Genomic DNA, 17,190 nt, shown 5'->3' with positions numbered 1-17,190 from the left:
TAGCATAATGACCGGCCAGTTCTACGCTGACCGGGTCATCGAGGTGACAAAGGTTCCTTTAAGATTAATTGCTGCGCTCGTCCTTGCGTGCACGGCCTAATAACGTCAATGCTGCCTCGCGCGCAATTTTTCCGCAATATAATACCTGATAAATTTCCTCGGTTATTGGCATTTCGACACCCAAACGCTGTGCCAGAACGCGAACTTCCCTGGTATTGCGGTAGCCTTCAACCACCTGACCGATCTTATCCTGCGCGCTTTGCACATCCATGCCCTCACCGAGCATCATGCCAAAACGGCGGTTACGCGATTGGTTATCGGTACAGGTCAGCACCAGATCGCCCAGCCCCGCCATCCCCATAAAGGTTTCCGGATCGGCGCCCAGCGCCGTCCCGAGGCGAGACATTTCAACCAGGCCGCGGGTAATCAGCGCCGTACGGGCATTGGCGCCAAAGCCGATACCGTCAGACATCCCGGCGCCGATGGCAATGACGTTTTTCACCGCCCCGCCTAGCTGAACGCCGATAAAGTCCGGGTTGATATAGACACGGAAGCTTTTGCCACAGTGCAGCAAGTGCTGCAGATCGTCGGCAAACTGCGGATCGGTTGACGCCAGAGAAATAGCCGTCGGCAACCCTGCCGCCAGTTCTTTGGCAAAGGTCGGGCCGGAAATCACCGCCAGCGGGATAGCATCGCCCAGCGCTTCACGCGCGACGTCCTGCAGCAAACGACCGGTCTCCGCTTCGAGGCCTTTGGTGGCCCAGACCAGCCGCGCATCAGGGCGCAGCAGCGGTTTAATCTGCCGCAGAACCTCGCCGAAGACATGGCTCGGCACCACGATCAGAATGTCGCGGCTGGCAGCCAGCGCGGCCGACAGGTCGCTTTCCAGGTGCAGCGTATCAGGGAACGGGACATCAGGAAGGAACGCGGCGTTGCAGCGATCGTGTTGCAGCGTCGCGATATGTTTCGGGTCATGGCCCCAGAGCACAACATGGTGGCCATTTCTTGCCAGGGTGATGGCAAGAGCGGTGCCGTATGAGCCGGCACCGATCACAGTCATTGCAGCATTAAGTGCGTTCATCAGGCATCCTGATGTTGTTCGGCACCTTCGCCAGCCTGCTGCTGCAGATAGTTCATAAACAGCGCATCGAAGTTCACTGGCGCAAGGTTCAGTTGCGGGAAGGTACCGCGGGAGACCAGGCTGGTAATGCACTCACGCGCATACGGGAACAGGATGTTCGGGCAGTATGCACCGAGGCAATGCGCCATCTGGTTGCCGTCAATGCCGTCGATGGAGAAGATACCGCCCTGCTGGACTTCGCACAGGAATGCCGTTTCTTCACCCAGCGCAGCGGTAACGGTTACGCGCAGCACCACTTCGTATACGCCTTCAGCCAGCTGGCTGGAAGCCGTATCCAGATCAAGTTTAACTTCCGGCTGCCAATCTTTCTGAAAAACTTGCGGCGCATTCGGCGCTTCAAAGGAAATATCCTTGGTATAGATACGCTGAATCTGGAAAGTCATTTCGGTGCTGTTTTGTTCTGACATAGTAAAACCCTTTCGTGTTGTCCTTAAATACGCCTACCCGGTCTGGGTAGACGCAAAATTAGCGCAGCAGGGGATCAAGTCCACCACGTGAATCAAGCGCATACAAGTCGTCACAGCCGCCAATGTGCTGCTCATCAATAAAAATCTGCGGAACCGTCGTCCGACCGCTGCGTTGAATCATCTCTTCACGCTTCGCGGCATTGCCATCGATCGGCAGTTCATTGAAGGTTACGCCTTTGCTGTTCAGCAGTGCTTTCGCGCGAACGCAGAACGGGCAGGTCGCTTTGGTGTAGATATCAATATTGGCCATGACTTTACTCCTGTTTTTTACCCTGGGAATGTTACATCGCAGACAGAGCGATCCCCCGGCGGCTGACCGCAAGGGGGACCCTGCTACGTCATACAGACGCGGGGTAAATTATTTGCCGCGTACCAGCGGAAGGTTTTCGCCGCTCCAGCCAGCGATGCCTTCTTTCAGTACAAAGACCTTCTCGAATCCGGCTTTGTTCAGCGAGCCGGCAGGCTCTTGCGCCTGCATACCGGAACCGTCTACCACTATAATGGGTTGCGCTTTGTGCTTTTCCAACTCACCGACGTTATTTGCCTTGATATCGCTCGGCAGCAGGTTGATGGAGCCGGCAATGTGGCCTTTACGGAAATCGTCGCGCTGACGCAGGTCGACGACCACGGCATCTTCTTTGTTGATCAGACGCGTCGCTTCACCACGGGTAATGACTTTAACTTTCGACATCAGCCCTTTAAAGGTGGTGAACAGTACCGCCACCAGCAGCGCGATCCACGCGATGCTCAGGACGGGATGACGGCCGACGAATTGCATAATTTCTTGCATGGGGGGTTACAACTCCCGACTAAGTGATAAAAAACCAGGGAAGGAGTATACCTGTGCATTGCGGCAAATACAGCCAGTGAGCGCGATGTAATGTATTTTCTGCGGTGCGTCACGAAAAAATCCTCTCCACGCCGCTTTCCCTCCCCCCTCTCCGCTCCCTTTCTTTGATCTTCAGCGGGGCTTTGATCGATTCAGCTGTAGTAAAATTACGCAAATTTTCTGTCTTTGAGCATGAGGTTGTTGCAATGTCGAATTCTAAAAAACCGATGGTACTGGTCATTCTGGATGGCTATGGCTATCGCGAAGAGCAGCAGGATAACGCGATCTATAGCGCGAAAACGCCCGTCATGGACGCATTGTGGGCACACCGTCCCCATACGCTGATCGATGCTTCTGGCCTTGAAGTCGGTCTGCCAGACCGCCAGATGGGTAACTCTGAAGTGGGCCACGTTAACCTCGGCGCCGGTCGTATCGTCTATCAGGATCTGACCCGTCTCGATGTCGAAATCAAAGAACGCACCTTCTTCGCCAACCCGGTACTGACCGCTGCGGTCGATAAAGCCGTTGCCGCGGGCAAAGCCGTGCATATCATGGGCCTGATGTCGCCTGGCGGCGTTCACAGCCACGAAGACCACATTATGGCGATGGTGGAGCTGGCCGCCGAACGCGGCGCGGAGAAAATCTACCTGCACGCCTTCCTCGATGGGCGTGACACGCCGCCGCGCAGCGCGGAAAGTTCGCTGGCCAAATTCGAAGAGAAATTTACCGCTCTCGGTAAAGGCCGCGTGGCCTCGATTATCGGCCGCTACTACGCCATGGATCGCGACAATCGTTGGGATCGCGTTGAGCAGGCGTATGACCTGATGACTCTGGCGCAGGGCGAGTTCCAGGCCGATACCGCCGTGGCGGGTCTGCACGCCGCCTACGCTCGTGATGAGAATGACGAGTTCGTGAAAGCGACCGTGATTCGTGCCGCAGGCCAGGCCGATGCCGCCATGGAAGATGGCGATGCGCTGATTTTCATGAACTTCCGCGCCGACCGCGCCCGTGAAATCACCCGCGCCTTCGTGAATACCGATTTCGATGGCTTCGCGCGGAAGAAGGCGGTCAAACTCGACTTCGTGATGCTGACCGAATACGCCGCCGACATCAACGTCGCCTGCGCCTACCCGCCGGCCTCGCTGGTGAACACCTTCGGCGAGTGGATGGCGAAAAACGACAAAACCCAGCTGCGCATCTCCGAAACCGAGAAATACGCCCACGTCACCTTCTTCTTCAACGGCGGCGTTGAAGAGCCGTTCAGCGGCGAAGCGCGCATTCTGATCAACTCGCCGAAAGTCGCGACCTACGATCTGCAGCCGGAAATGAGCTCCGCCGAACTGACCGAAAAACTGGTGGCCGCGATCAAGGGCGGAGAGTACGACACCATTATCTGTAACTACCCGAACGGCGATATGGTCGGTCATACCGGCGTAATGGAAGCGGCGATTAAGGCCGTTGAAACGCTGGATAACTGCATCGATCGGGTCGCTAAAGCGGTAGAATCCGTCGGCGGTCAGCTGCTGATCACCGCCGATCACGGCAACGCGGAACAGATGCGCGATCCGGCCACTGGCCAGGCCCACACCGCTCACACCAACCTGCCGGTACCGCTGATCTACGTTGGCGACAAAAGCGTGAAAGTGGCCAAAGGCGGCAAGCTTTCCGACATCGCGCCAACCATGCTGTCGCTGATGGGAATGGAAATCCCGCAAGAGATGACTGGCAAGCCGCTGTTCATCGTGGAATAATCCTTCCCCATGAGGGGAAAGGCGACTTATTCAAATACATGGATCGCAACGGCAGTGCGATCCGTCCTTTACGCCAGCGCGCTCAGCGCTGGCGTATTGCTGTGCGCCGCACCCGCTCAGGCGGACGATCGCGACCAGCTTAAATCTATTCAGGCCGATATCGCCGCGAAACAGCGGGCGATACAGCAGCAGCAGCAACAGCGCGCCTCTCTGCTTGCTCAGCTTAAAGCGCAGGAGGAGGCCATCTCCGCCGCGGCCCGCACGCTGCGTGAAACCCAGAGCACCCTGGTCCAGCTCAACAAGCAGATTGACGAGATGAACGCGTCTATCGCTAAGCTGGAACGTCAGCGCGCCTCCCAGGAGCGCAATCTGTCCGCCCAGCTCGATGCCGCGTTCCGTCAGGGGCCGCATACCGGGATGCAAATGATCCTCAGCGGCGAGGAAGGCGAGCGTAATCAGCGTATACAGGTCTACTACGGCTATCTCAACCAGGCCCGCCAGGAGACGATTGCCGAGCTAAAACAGACTCGCGAAGAGGTCACCGCGCAAAAGGCTGAGCTGGAAGAGAAACAGAGCCAGCAGCAGACGCTGGTTTACGAGCAGCGCGCGCAGCAGGCCAAACTTGAGCAGGCGCGCAACGAACGTAAGAAAACCCTTTCCGGTCTTGAATCCTCCATCCAGCAGGGCCAGCAGCAGCTGAGCGAAATGCGGGCCAACGAATCGCGCCTGCGCGGTCGTATCGCGCAAGCCGAAGCCGCCGCGAAAGCTCGCGCCGAGCGGGAAGCCCGCGAAGCGCAGGCCGTGCGCGATCGCCAGCAGGATGCCTCGCGTAAAGGGACCACCTACAAGCCCACCGAAAGCGAACGTTCGCTGATGTCCCGTACCGGCGGGCTGGGCTCGCCACGGGGCCAGGCCTACTGGCCGGTACGCGGGACGTTGCTGCATCGTTATGGCGAACAGCTGCAAGGTGAACTACGTTGGAAAGGGATGGTTATCGCTGCGTCTGAAGGTACCGAGGTCAAGGCGATCGCCGATGGCCGGGTGATCCTCGCCGACTGGCTGCAGGGCTACGGCCTGGTGGTGGTCGTTGAACACGGTAAAGGCGATATGAGCCTTTACGGCTATAACCAAAGCGCGCTGGTCAGCGTCGGCACCCAGGTCCGGGCGGGCCAGCCGATAGCTCTCGTAGGCAGCAGCGGCGGTCAGGGCCGTCCGTCGCTCTATTTCGAAATTCGTCGCCAGGGTCAGGCGGTCAATCCACAGCCGTGGTTGGGAAGATAAGTTTTGCTTCAATTTCGCAGAATTGCACTCGCGGTAGCCGGTACGCTGGCTATGGCATCGCCGGCATTTGCCGGCAAACTCTCCATTGTTATTGACGACTTTGGCTATCGTCCACAGACGGAAAATCAGGTACTGGCGCTGCCAGCGACCCTCTCCGTCGCCGTATTACCCAACGCGCCGCACGCTCGTGAAATGGCGACCAGGGCGCACAATCTCGGCCACGAGGTGCTTATTCACCTGCCGATGGCGCCGCTCAGCAAACAGCCGCTGGAAAAAGACACCCTGCGTCCTGATATGAGCAGCGCTGAGATCGAACGCATCATTCGCGACGCCTATGGCAAAGTGCCGTACGCCGTTGGCCTGAACAACCATATGGGGAGCGCGATGACCTCCAGCCTGTTCGGGATGCAAAAGGTGATGCAGGCGCTGGAGCGCTACAACCTCTATTTCCTCGATAGCGTCACCATCGGCAATACTCAGGCGATGCGCGCCGCGCAGGGCACCGGGGTGAAGGTGATCAAGCGTAAGGTGTTCCTCGACGATACCCAGAATGAGGCCGATATCCGCGTCCAGTTTAACCGGGCTATCGCGCTGGCGCGCCGTAACGGCTCCGCCATTGCCATCGGTCATCCGCACCCCACCACGGTGCGCGTCCTGCAGCAAATGGTCTATAACCTGCCGCCGGATATCACCCTCGTGCGTCCGAGCAACCTGCTGAACGAGCCGCAGGTCGATACCTCAAGGCCAGACAGCGGGCTGCCGCCGTCGAAAGCCGTACCGCCAACGCAGCCGCGTAACCCATTCCGCGGCGTGAAATTCTGTAAACCGAAGCATCCGCCGGAGCCGGTTTACGCCAGCCGCTTCTTTAGCATCCTGAGCGAAAGCATTAGCCAGAGCACGCTGGTGCAGTACTACCAGCTGAAATGGCAGGGCTGGGACAATCCGACGAACTAAACGGAGCGGGAATCCGGGCGTTTATCCGCCACGGGTTCCCGTTTATCCTGATCGGCATACCAGGCTTTAAAATACTTCAGAAAGCTGTACAAAGCCGCATAGAGCCCGGTAACAACCCCCACTTTTCCGTTTCGCCACGCCCCGCTGAACAGATACCACTTAAAAAACGCGCCAGTCGCGCTGACGATCCCGCGGCTTAGCGACGGCCTGACCTTCTGGTATTGAACCAGCCGGGTGGTATAGCTGTTGAGCTTATTAAACACTTCATGCAGCGAATAGAAGGTATCGTGCCGGACGCGGCCCGGCAGTTTGCTTGAACGGGAGTGACCGACCACCCGATCATCGACCGGACGGTCATTAAAAGCCGCCACCGTACGATTGAACAAGCGAACCGGGTAATCCGGCGAAGAGACGGGATAGATTGTTCTGACCGCCTCCCCCAGCACATACCAGTAGCGCGGCAGACGCCACGCACAGCCTGGATCGCTACCCTGCCCGGCCTTGAGCCGCAGAATGGCGGCGACGACTTCGCTATCGAGGATTTCATCGCTATCCATGCACAGCACCCAGTCGTGGCTGGCCAGCGCCGTGGCATAGTTCATCTGCGCCCCGTGGGTGGTATAGGGATGATGATGCACCGTTAACCCAAATTGCTGGCAGATATCCAGCGTCGCATCCGTACTCCCTGAGTCAACGACAATGCATTCATCCGCCACCTTGAGTAGCGGGGGCACAACCTCCCGCAGCAGACGCGCGGAATTACAGGTCAGTAAGCATACGGAGAGTTTAAACATAGTGTTTATAAGGTTAAACGGTGCGTAAACAAACTGTATAAACGAATAGGCAAAAAATCGATTTAGAAATAGTGCATTTGCGAGGAAGGATCGTAGAAATGTTATCCAAATCGAAATAAAAAAAGCGCCCGCAGGCGCTAAGACGTTCGCGCTGGCAAAACCGCTATCCATCTGCTAGCGCACCGGCAACGAAAGCCCGGGCTCGCGGCGTCAAACGCGCGATCCCGGCTGCCGTCTCCGTCGGGCTTAATCCCAGCTCAGAATCACTTTACCGGACTGACCGGAGCGCATCGCGTCAAAGCCCTGCTGGAACTCATCAATGCCGAAACGGTGGGTGATGATCGGCGACAGATCCAGACCAGACTGGATTAATGCCGCCATTTTGTACCAGGTTTCGAACATTTCACGGCCATAAATCCCTTTGATAAACAGCCCCTTGAAGATGACCTTGGTCCAGTCGATGGACATATCCGACGGTGGAATACCGAGCATGGCAATCCGGCCGCCGTGGTTCATGGTATCGAGCATGGTACGGAACGCCGGCGGCGCGCCCGACATTTCCAGGCCCACGTCGAACCCTTCGGTCATCCCCAGCTCCGCCATCACGTCGCTCAGGCTCTCCTGCGCGACATTGACCGCGCGGGTCACACCCAGCTTGCGCGCCAGCCCCAGGCGGTACTCGTTGACGTCGGTGATCACCACATTGCGCGCGCCAACATGCCTGGCGACCGCCGCGGCCATAATGCCGATCGGCCCGGCGCCGGAAACCAGCACATCCTCACCCACGAGGTCGAAGGAGAGCGCGGTATGGACAGCATTACCAAACGGGTCAAAAATCGATGCCAGATCGTCAGAAATATTGTCAGGGATTTTGAAGGCATTGAAAGCCGGGATCACCAGATATTCGGCAAAGCAGCCCGGGCGATTAACGCCCACGCCGATGGTATTGCGGCACAGGTGAGTCCGCCCGGCGCGGCAGTTACGACAGTGCCCGCAGGTAATATGCCCCTCGCCGGAAACGCGATCGCCAATTTTAAAGCCGCGCACTTCCTGGCCGATACCCACCACTTCACCCACGTATTCATGCCCTACTACCATCGGCACCGGGATGGTTTTTTGCGACCACTCATCCCAGTTATAGATGTGTACGTCGGTACCGCAAATCGCGGTCTTACGGATTTTAATCAGCAGGTCGTTATGGCCGACTTCCGGTTCCGGTACGTCGGTCATCCAGATGCCTTCTTCCGCTTTCAGTTTGGATAACGCTTTCATCTCACACCCTCAGGCAATCACGCCCAGTTGTTTACCGATGCGGGTAAAGGCTGCCACCGCACGTTCAATTTGTTCAGGGGTATGCGCCGCCGACATCTGGGTGCGAATACGCGCCTGGCCTTTTGGTACCACCGGATAGAAGAACCCGGTGACATAAATCCCTTCTTTTTGCAGCTCACGGGCAAAGTTCTGCGCGACCACCGCTTCACCCAGCATCACCGGGATAATCGCGTGATCGGCGCCGGCCAGCGTAAAGCCCGCCGCGGTCATTTTGTCGCGGAACAGACGCGCGTTGGACCACAGGCGATCGCGCAGCTCAGCGCCGGACGCCAGCATCTCCAGCACTTTGATAGAGGCGGAAACGATAGCCGGGGCCAGCGAGTTGGAGAACAGATACGGACGTGAGCGCTGACGCAGCCACTCAACCACTTCTTTACGCGCGGCGGTATAGCCGCCGGATGCGCCGCCCAGCGCCTTGCCCAGCGTGCCGGTGATAATATCCACCCGCTCCATCACATTGCAGTATTCGTGGGTGCCGCGACCGTTCTCACCGACAAAACCGACGGCGTGGGAGTCATCGACCATCACCAGCGCATCGTACCGGTCTGCCAGATCGCAGACGCCGTTGAGGTTGGCAATCACGCCGTCCATCGAGAACACGCCGTCGGTCGCGATCAGCACATGACGGGCGCCCGCATCACGCGCCTCTTTCAGACGCGCTTCCAGCTCCTGCATATCGTTATTGGCATAACGGTAGCGTTTCGCTTTACACAGGCGCACGCCGTCGATGATCGAAGCGTGGTTAAGGGCGTCGGAAATAATCGCGTCTTCCGGCCCCAACAGCGTTTCAAACAGGCCGCCGTTGGCATCGAAACAGGAGGAGTAAAGAATGGCATCTTCCATGCCGAGGAACTCAGCCAGCTTCTTCTCAAGCGCTTTATGGCTATCCTGGGTACCGCAGATGAAACGCACGGAAGCCATCCCGAAACCATGACTGTCCATCCCGGCTTTCGCCGCGGCGATCAGCTCCGGATGGTTAGCCAGCCCCAGATAATTATTGGCGCAGAAGTTAATCACGCTGCTGCCGCCGACGGTAATATCCGCCTGCTGCGCCGAGGTAATAATGCGTTCTTCTTTAAACAACCCCTCCGCGCGCGCGGTCTCCAGGTTATTAGCTAACTGTTCGTAAAAATCACCACGCATTGCAACTCTCCAGATTCGGCAAAATTTGGCACATATTACCCAAAGCTATACGCTGATACGAGATGATGCATGCCTGAATGAATTATTTGCAGCATAAATCACGCTCGTCACCCCCTTTTCGGTGAATGGCTGAAGCCTTTCTCATGTGGTGATATGATATGAGTATTCATGTCCGGATTGTCTCTGGACTCCATACTTCAAAGGTTACAGTTATGATCATCGTTACCGGCGGCGCAGGCTTTATCGGCAGCAACATCGTTAAGGCCCTGAATGACAAAGGCATTACCGACATTCTGGTGGTAGATAATCTGAAAGACGGTACCAAGTTTGCCAACCTGGTAGACCTGAATATCGCTGATTACATGGATAAAGAAGACTTCCTGATCCAGGTGATGGCCGGGGAAGAGTTCGGCGAAATTGAAGCGGTGTTCCACGAAGGCGCCTGCTCTTCCACCACGGAGTGGGACGGCAAGTACATGATGGATAACAACTATCAGTACTCAAAAGAGGTGCTGCACTACTGCCTGGAGCGTCAAATTCCGTTCCTCTACGCCTCTTCTGCGGCGACCTACGGCGGCCGTACCCGCGACTTTATCGAATCCCGCGAATATGAGCAGCCGCTGAACGTGTACGGTTACTCCAAATTCCTGTTTGACGAATACGTTCGCCAGATCCTGCCGGAAGCGGATTCGCAGATCGTCGGCTTCCGTTACTTCAACGTTTACGGGCCGCGTGAAGGCCACAAAGGCAGCATGGCGAGCGTGGCCTTCCACCTCAACACCCAGCTGAATAATGGCGAAAGTCCGAAACTGTTCGAAGGCAGCGACGGCTTCAAACGCGATTTCGTCTACGTGGGCGACGTGGCGGCGGTGAACCTGTGGTTCTGGGAAAACGGCGTATCCGGCATTTTCAACCTCGGCACCGGCCGCGCGGAATCCTTCCAGGCGGTAGCCGATGCCGCGCTGGCTTACCACCAGAAAGGCAGCATCGAATACATCCCGTTCCCGGATAAGCTGAAAGGTCGTTACCAGGCATTTACCCAGGCGGATCTGACCAATCTGCGCGCCGCAGGTTACGATAAACCGTTTAAGACCGTTGCCGAAGGCGTAACGGAATATATGGCCTGGCTGAACCGCGAAACTGACGCCGGGTCACAAAATCATTCAAGCGATATCAAGGCGGCAACTAAGTAAATCTCCGGGAGCTTACTGAAGTCAGCGACCGGGGTGAACGCAGGCAGCCAACGCAGAGACGGCTTGAAGGATGAAGTGAATGAAAATATTGGTGGTTGGCCCGTCATGGGTGGGCGACATGATGATGTCGCAAAGTCTCTATCGCACGCTCAAGGCGCGCTATCCCCAGGCTATCATCGACGTGATGGCGCCAGCATGGTGCCGTCCGCTGCTGTCGCGTATGCCGGAGGTTAACGAAGCGATCCCGATGCCGCTCGGCCACGGCGCGCTGGCCATCGGCGAACGGCGTAAGCTCGGTCACAGCCTGCGCGAGCGTCGTTATGACCGCGCGTATGTGCTGCCGAACTCGTTTAAATCGGCGCTGGTCCCCTTCTTTGCCAACATCCCGCACCGCACCGGCTGGCGGGGTGAAATGCGCTACGGACTGCTGAATGACGCGCGGGTGCTGGATAAAGAAGCCTGGCCGCTGATGGTCGAGCGCTACGTTGCGCTGGCCTACGATAATGGCGTCATGCGCAGCGCCAAAGACCTGCCGCAGCCGCTGCTGTGGCCGCAGCTGCAGGTCCACGAAGGTGAAAAATCTCAGGTCTGTAACGCCTTCAATCTTCCATCCGACCGGCCGATGATCGGCTTCTGCCCCGGCGCGGAGTTCGGCCCTGCCAAGCGTTGGCCGCACTACCACTACGCCGAGCTGGCAAAGCAGCTAATCGACGAAGGTTTTCAGGTGCTGCTGTTCGGTTCGACCAAGGACCATGAAGCCGGCAACGACATCCTTGCCGCGCTGAACACCCAGCAGCAGGCGTGGTGCCGTAACCTGGCCGGGGAAACCCAGCTTGAACAGGCGGTAGTGCTGATTGCCGCCTGTAAAGCAGTGGTCAGCAACGATTCCGGCCTGATGCACGTCGCCGCGGCGCTGAACCGCCCGCTGGTGGCGCTGTATGGCCCGAGCAGCCCCGACTTCACCCCACCGCTGTCGCACAAGGCGCGGGTTATCCGCCTGATTAGCGGCTACCACAAGGTGCGTAAGGGCGATGCCGCGGAAGGCTATCATCAGAGCCTGATCGACATCACGCCACAGCGCGTCCTCGAAGAGCTGAACGCGCTGCTGCTGGAAAAACCGCAGCATGAGGATGCGTAACGGATGCGGGTATTGATTGTAAAAACCTCGTCTATGGGCGACGTACTGCACACGCTGCCCGCGCTGACCGATGCCGCGCAGGCCCTTCCCGGCATTCGTTTTGACTGGGTGGTCGAGGAGGGGTTCGCCCAGATTCCCTCCTGGCATGACAGCGTCGATCGGGTGATTCCGGTGGCTATTCGCCGCTGGCGTAAAGCCTGGTTTTCCGCGCCGATCAAAGCCGAACGCCAGGCCTTTCGTCAGGCCGTCCAGGCGCTGCGCTATGATGCCATTATCGATGCGCAGGGGTTGGTCAAAAGCGCCGCCCTGGTCACCCGCCTGGCGCATGGCGTGAAACACGGCATGGACTGGCAAACCGCCCGCGAGCCGCTGGCCAGCCTGTTCTATAACCGCCGCCACCATATCGCTAAGCAGCAGCATGCCGTTGAGCGCACCCGGGAACTGTTCGCCAAAAGTCTGGGCTATGCCAGACCAGAGATTCAGGGTGACTACGCCATTGCCCGGCACTTTAGCCGTCAGCAAGCGGCCTCCGCCGCGCCATATCTGGTCTTTCTGCATGCCACGACCCGCGATGATAAGCACTGGCCGGAGAGCAACTGGCAGGCGCTTATCGCCCTGCTGGCCGAACGCGGTGTACGCATTAAGCTGCCGTGGGGGGCGCCGCATGAGGAAGCGCGCGCCAGACGGCTGGCGGAAGGCCACGACTTTGTCGAAGTGCTGCCGCGGATGAGCCTGGAGCAGGTCGCCCAGGTGCTGGCGGGCGCCAGAGGCGTGGTTGCCGTCGACACCGGCCTGAGCCATCTGACCGCCGCGCTCGATAAACCCAATTTTACGCTGTACGGCCCCACCGATCCGGGGTTGATTGGCGGCTATGGTCAAAATCAGTACGTCGTGCGCCCGGAAGCCGGCAACCGAACCGGGGATATTACCGCCGATCGCGTCGCGCAGCTGCTGCAATCTCAGGGGCTGGTTTAATGGGTTCACTGTTTAAGCAAATCTACCGCTACACGCGCCCGCGGGCCTTGCGCCACAACGAAAATCTCTGGCCTTATACCCAAATCACCCGCGCCGAAAGCGGTGAGATCCGCACGCTGCGGTACAAAGGTCAAAACGTTCCGCTGGTCAATCTGAGCGCGTTGAAAAACAGCGCCCATGGCGAGGTTTTGCTGACGGCGACCGGCCCTTCCACCCGCGGTATTGATTTTTCACGCCTGCCGGAGAGCGTGCCGGTGATGGGGGTGAACGGCGCCTGGTTTCTCTCGGAGAAGCTCAGGTTTTCGTTCTACACCATTGTCGATATGGAGTTTTACGACAAAAAACCCGACATTATCCGCGCGGTGATCGGTCAAGCCGATCTTGTGCTGTTTACCACCATGCACGGGATCGCCAAAATCTACGATCGCCATGCGGCCGATCTGCGCTGCCGCCTGGCGTTGATTGAGGACGGCTGCTATAAAATTTACCAGCCTAAAGTCGCCAGCAGCGTAATGCAGAAAACCTATCAGCATATCGCAGCGCTGCGCTTTCACCCTGAGCGCCAGGATATCTGCTTTAGCACCGATATCCGCCACGGCGTCTTTGATGCCGGAACCGTCGTCTACTGGTCCTTACAGATCCTCGCCTGGCTGGGGTTCGACACCATTCTGATCAGCGGTCTGGACATGAATAATTTCAACCAGCCGCGGTTCTACGAAACACAACAGAATAAACTGCCCTCCTACCTGGCAAACAAGGTGGATGACCTGGTGATGCCGTCCTTTTCGCACGCCGCTTGCGTGCTACAACAAAACCATATTCGGGTCATCAATTTCTCTCAGGAGAGCGCGGTGCCGGAATCGATTTTTGCAAAGGTTTCTTTCGATGCGTACTTTAAAAATAAGTAACTATGCCAGTCAGGGTTACGCCATTTTCTTTCCCTTATTTTTATTTTTCAGCGCTATTTTTTGCATCTCCACCCGGACGAACAACCTGCTCCACCTGTCGATTCTGCTGTTCCTGCTGTCGTTGCTGGGCAAAGACCGTCGCCAGGCGCTGGCGGAGAGCATCCGCCAGCAATGGCCGACCTATGCGCTGCTGGTGGTGTTCTTTGTGTACTATGCGCTTAGCAATCTCTGGGGCCATACGCCGCAGTATATTGACTCGCCGCTGACCCACGGTACCTATCTCATCTTCTATCTGTTGCTGCTCACCACTCTGCTGGGCGATCCCCGGACCCGGCATCTGGCGCTGCTTAGCGTGGTTGCCGGAGTCACCGTGCTGTCGGTCTGGACGCTGGCGATCGACCATACGCGGGTTCTGACCCTGCGCGAAGTCTCGCCGGGCAACCCTGGACCAACCAACGTTATCGACCTGGCGGGATACTGCGGCATCGCCATCTTAATTTGCTGCCTGCTGATGAAAGAAAAAGCCCGCCATTATCTCTATCTACCGATCGCTATCCTGCTGGTGATGATGGTCTTTACCCAGAGCCGCGGGCCGATTATCGCCCTGGCGCTGGCCTTCTGCTGCACGCTGCATCTCCAGGTGGTTACGCGGCGGAACTTATCGATCGTCGCCGCGCTGGCGGTGGTGCTCGGCCTGGTCTTCTTCCTGACGCCGGTGGGCGACCTGCTGTTAGCCCGCTTTGAAGAGATGGGTACCCAGAGCGGCCTGCGTATCAGCATCTGGCGCCATACGCTTGCGGAAATTGCGAACCAGCCCTGGCTGGGCCGGGGGTTCGATTATGGACTCGAATTTATTAACTACAGCGGCGAACATATCACCACCACCCACAGCGTCTACCTCGGTTCGCTGCTGAAAGGCGGCATTATCGGCCTGCTGCTACTGCTGGCGGTCATTGCCAGCGGGTTATGGCGGGCATGGTGCAAACGCCGGGGCGACAGCCGATACGGCCTGGCTATTTTCATGTACGCATTGATTTTTATGGCGTCGCAGGGGATGTTTATCGTCAGCAATCCGCGAGAAACCTGGGTGCTGTTCTGGCTACCGCTCGGGATTGCGTTAAGCCATAACCTGCCGGCAAAACGACCGTAAAAGAGAAGGGCCCGTCCGGGCCCTTTTTTATTGCCGCAAGCGCGTGGCAACCAGGCTATCAGCCTGTTCTTTGATCACCGGCCATATCGCGTCAATCGATACATCCGCCACGTTCTCTTCCTCGCAGACAATCTGTCTGGCCTTGGCATAACCTGGGGCCCAGATGGTATAGCCCGGCAGGCCGGTATCCTTAAGCTTGCGTTTGTTATAGACCGCCACCATCGGCTTATCAAACACCCGGGCAATATGCACAATGGCGGTGTCAGCGGTAATCACCAGATCGCAGCAGCGGACAACTTCTACCGCCGAGTTGATATTACTGTCGGCCAGATACAGCGCCATATCCAGCTCAAGCTGACGGATTTTCTCACTGCGACCGACCATCACCACGCTCACTTTATAGGGCAACTGGCGGAGCCGTTCAATGAGCGCGGCGACCTGATGACGGCAGAAGTCCTTATCGGTTGATGCGGTAAATGGATTGATGGCGACGCGCAGCTGCGTATCACTTTCTGTCGCCAGTAACGTCTCCACTCTTTCGCGCTCACGAATATCACCGGGAATATGATAATGATAATGCTCGTCCATCACGCCAAAAAGCTTAACCACCTGTTTATAACGCGCGGAAATATGTCTTGTACTATCAAAAAAGGCGATTGAATGGTCATACAGCTTATATTTCTCTTTATTAAAACCAATAACGCAGGGTGCGCGTAAATCGGAGAGAAATTTAAACCGTTCATAGGTTTTCACATCGTCAAAATCGATGACGGCATCAAAATTAAGTGCACGTAACGCATCGAGTGACATGCGCGGCTGATACAAATATATATTCTCAAGAAATATTGAGCCTGCTAATATTTGCATGCAGACAGGACCGGTGAGGACAGAAACTTTATAGCCGCGCTCGGCGAGAAGCTTTGCACAGCCTGTGGTCACCACCATGTCACCGACTTTATCATCCAGACGTAATAATAAAACGCGTTGCACCTGGGCCGGATCGAATGGCTGGCGCTCGGCTTTATTTCTATAACGAAAGTTAATTAAATTAAACTTAATGTCGCGGAAGAAAGCATTCTTCTTCCGCGTCAGTTGCTTAAGGATACGCATACGGTACCTTAGGAGGCCTTTTATTGCTGTGTGTGTTTCCGTTGGTAATATTCTGCCAACGTCATCCCTTTTACCTGCGGCGCCAGCCAGTTAAAAAATGCTTCCAGGTCGGCATATAACTGCTCGATATCCTGTGTATTTTTAAATGTCGGACTGCCGCCGGGCATATACTCAGAAGAGTGCAGCATATATTCGACGTAATCATTACCCTGAGTCAATGTTTGCTGTACCACTTTCTTCATGGTGTCGACATTGCCGCCCATCGGGCGCAGCCAGTGGACGGACGGCGAGCGTACTTTCCCCCGCAGCCGATCGTAGCCCTGCTTGACGCTATTCATCCATGCGGAGTGCTTATACTGAATGCTCATCGGCACTTCCAGCAGCGGAGAGCGGCCTTCGCGGCTGATATCGTTCTCGTCGAGGAAATAGGCGTGCTGCGGGAAGTGACGGTAGTCGGTGCCGCCGTCGCCCTGCGGGGCGCCTTTCGCCGTCTTCCAGTTGACCCGCGGAGTGACGGAACAATCCACCCGATAGCCGTGTTCCACCAGCAGACGCGCATAGCGCTCATCGAACGCCCAGCGTCCGGCGCGGTGGCTGACCATTTTCGTCTGGAAGGTATCTTCCAGCAGGTGGGTCATATACGCTACTTTTTCACGCATCGCCGCGTCGGTATATTCAATCAGGTAGGGCTTATACCGCCAGTCGTCAGCGGTCAGAGGGTCCGTCGGCGGGCTGTTCCAGGCGTGGAGGTGCATACCGATTTCCGCGGTACCCCGGGCAATCACATCGTTGGCGAATTCGATATAAAATGGATCAATCGCCATTTCATAGTTGGTCAGATAGACAGGTTTGAAACCATACTTTTCGCAAAGCTGCTGAAAACGCGGTAAATAGCGCGCATTCTCGGTGGTAATGCTGTCATGTTTTTGCCAGAGGTTATCGCCCTCTGTATCAATCGTGATGAGAAATGCGGGATTGTGCACGAAAACGTCCTCAGAGCCTACGTATCGGGTCATGGTAGAGC

17 protein-coding genes are annotated in these 17,190 nt (G+C 56.9%); 8 read left to right on the top strand and 9 right to left on the bottom strand.

The genetic code is table 11. The features are described 5' to 3' along the window. Positions 1–64 precede the first annotated feature (64 nt). The 4 genes from gpsA to EDF73_RS11690 form a co-directional block, all read right to left on the bottom strand. On the bottom strand, positions 65–1,081 hold the full coding sequence (gene gpsA / locus EDF73_RS11705) for an NAD(P)H-dependent glycerol-3-phosphate dehydrogenase (RefSeq protein ID WP_132729305.1): 1,017 nt from the start codon (positions 1,079–1,081) through the stop codon (positions 65–67). Next, entirely contained in the window at positions 1,081–1,548 is a 468-nt protein-coding gene (gene secB, locus EDF73_RS11700; protein ID WP_004868904.1) for a protein-export chaperone SecB, read from the bottom strand. The genes gpsA and secB overlap by 1 nt, the downstream gene beginning before the upstream one ends. A 58-nt stretch (positions 1,549–1,606) precedes the next feature. Next, positions 1,607–1,858, bottom strand: coding sequence for a glutaredoxin 3 (gene grxC, locus EDF73_RS11695; protein ID WP_123757127.1), 252 nt, complete (start codon positions 1,856–1,858; stop codon positions 1,607–1,609). Positions 1,859–1,966: 108 nt separating this feature from the next. Then, positions 1,967–2,398 (bottom strand): rhodanese-like domain-containing protein, encoded by a 432-nt coding sequence (locus tag EDF73_RS11690; protein WP_132729304.1) that lies wholly within the window; start codon positions 2,396–2,398, stop codon positions 1,967–1,969. Between the two features lie 245 nt (positions 2,399–2,643). Here EDF73_RS11690 and gpmM point away from each other — a divergent pair, with 245 nt between their 5' ends. From gpmM to EDF73_RS11675, 3 genes are read left to right on the top strand one after another with little or no spacing between them, the layout of a single operon-like run. Then, positions 2,644–4,188, top strand: coding sequence for a 2,3-bisphosphoglycerate-independent phosphoglycerate mutase (gpmM, locus tag EDF73_RS11685; RefSeq protein WP_132729303.1), 1,545 nt, complete (start codon positions 2,644–2,646; stop codon positions 4,186–4,188). A 9-nt stretch (positions 4,189–4,197) separates the two neighbouring features. Further along, a complete protein-coding gene (gene envC, locus EDF73_RS11680) occupies positions 4,198–5,469 on the top strand; it encodes a murein hydrolase activator EnvC (RefSeq protein ID WP_132729302.1) in 1,272 nt (423 codons plus the stop codon). Between the two features lie 3 nt (positions 5,470–5,472). After that, positions 5,473–6,423: a divergent polysaccharide deacetylase family protein gene (locus EDF73_RS11675; protein WP_165905702.1), complete on the top strand. Its 951-nt coding sequence runs from the start codon at positions 5,473–5,475 to the stop codon at positions 6,421–6,423. Here EDF73_RS11675 and EDF73_RS11670 read toward each other — a convergent pair. The 3 genes from EDF73_RS11670 to kbl all read right to left on the bottom strand — a co-directional run bounded on the left by EDF73_RS11670 (position 6,420) and on the right by kbl (position 9,692). Further along, positions 6,420–7,217, bottom strand: a complete 798-nt coding sequence (locus EDF73_RS11670) for a glycosyltransferase family 2 protein (RefSeq protein ID WP_132729300.1) — start codon at positions 7,215–7,217, stop codon at positions 6,420–6,422. The genes EDF73_RS11675 and EDF73_RS11670 overlap by 4 nt on opposite strands. Positions 7,218–7,463: 246 nt before the next feature. After that, the gene (gene tdh, locus EDF73_RS11665) at positions 7,464–8,489 is read right to left on the bottom strand and encodes an L-threonine 3-dehydrogenase (protein WP_132729299.1); all 1,026 of its coding nucleotides are present in this window, start codon (positions 8,487–8,489) and stop codon (positions 7,464–7,466) included. A gap of 9 nt (positions 8,490–8,498) precedes the next feature. After that, complete coding sequence (kbl, locus tag EDF73_RS11660; protein ID WP_132729298.1) at positions 8,499–9,692, bottom strand: glycine C-acetyltransferase; 1,194 nt, start codon at positions 9,690–9,692, stop codon at positions 8,499–8,501. Between the two features lie 212 nt (positions 9,693–9,904). Here kbl and rfaD point away from each other — a divergent pair, with 212 nt between their 5' ends. The 5 genes from rfaD to EDF73_RS11635 all read left to right on the top strand — a co-directional run bounded on the left by rfaD (position 9,905) and on the right by EDF73_RS11635 (position 15,056). Next, positions 9,905–10,885, top strand: coding sequence for an ADP-glyceromanno-heptose 6-epimerase (gene rfaD / locus EDF73_RS11655; RefSeq protein WP_132729297.1), 981 nt, complete (start codon positions 9,905–9,907; stop codon positions 10,883–10,885). A gap of 79 nt (positions 10,886–10,964) precedes the next feature. Beyond that, positions 10,965–12,023, top strand: a complete 1,059-nt coding sequence (gene rfaF / locus EDF73_RS11650; RefSeq protein ID WP_132729296.1) for an ADP-heptose--LPS heptosyltransferase RfaF — start codon at positions 10,965–10,967, stop codon at positions 12,021–12,023. A 3-nt stretch (positions 12,024–12,026) separates the two neighbouring features. Further along, on the top strand, positions 12,027–12,998 hold the full coding sequence (rfaC, locus tag EDF73_RS11645; RefSeq protein ID WP_132729295.1) for a lipopolysaccharide heptosyltransferase RfaC: 972 nt from the start codon (positions 12,027–12,029) through the stop codon (positions 12,996–12,998). Beyond that, on the top strand, positions 12,998–13,906 hold the full coding sequence (locus tag EDF73_RS11640; RefSeq protein WP_132729294.1) for a sugar glycosyltransferase: 909 nt from the start codon (positions 12,998–13,000) through the stop codon (positions 13,904–13,906). The genes rfaC and EDF73_RS11640 overlap by 1 nt, the downstream gene beginning before the upstream one ends. After that, positions 13,884–15,056, top strand: a complete 1,173-nt coding sequence (locus tag EDF73_RS11635) for an O-antigen ligase family protein (RefSeq protein ID WP_165905701.1) — start codon at positions 13,884–13,886, stop codon at positions 15,054–15,056. The genes EDF73_RS11640 and EDF73_RS11635 overlap by 23 nt, the downstream gene beginning before the upstream one ends. Before the next feature lie 27 nt (positions 15,057–15,083). Here EDF73_RS11635 and EDF73_RS11630 read toward each other — a convergent pair whose 3' ends face one another. Continuing rightward, a complete protein-coding gene (locus tag EDF73_RS11630) occupies positions 15,084–16,166 on the bottom strand; it encodes a glycosyltransferase family 9 protein (protein WP_165905700.1) in 1,083 nt (360 codons plus the stop codon). 20 nt (positions 16,167–16,186) lie between these two features. Next, a complete protein-coding gene (locus tag EDF73_RS11625) occupies positions 16,187–17,149 on the bottom strand; it encodes a polysaccharide deacetylase family protein (protein ID WP_132729293.1) in 963 nt (320 codons plus the stop codon). Between the last annotated feature and the right edge of the window lie 41 nt (positions 17,150–17,190).

It is taken from the genome of Klebsiella sp. BIGb0138 (assembly GCF_004342285.1).
GTDB lineage: Bacteria > Pseudomonadota > Gammaproteobacteria > Enterobacterales > Enterobacteriaceae > Klebsiella.
Note: the sequence above shows the minus strand (reverse complement) of the source record. Positions and strands in the feature narration are given on the sequence as shown.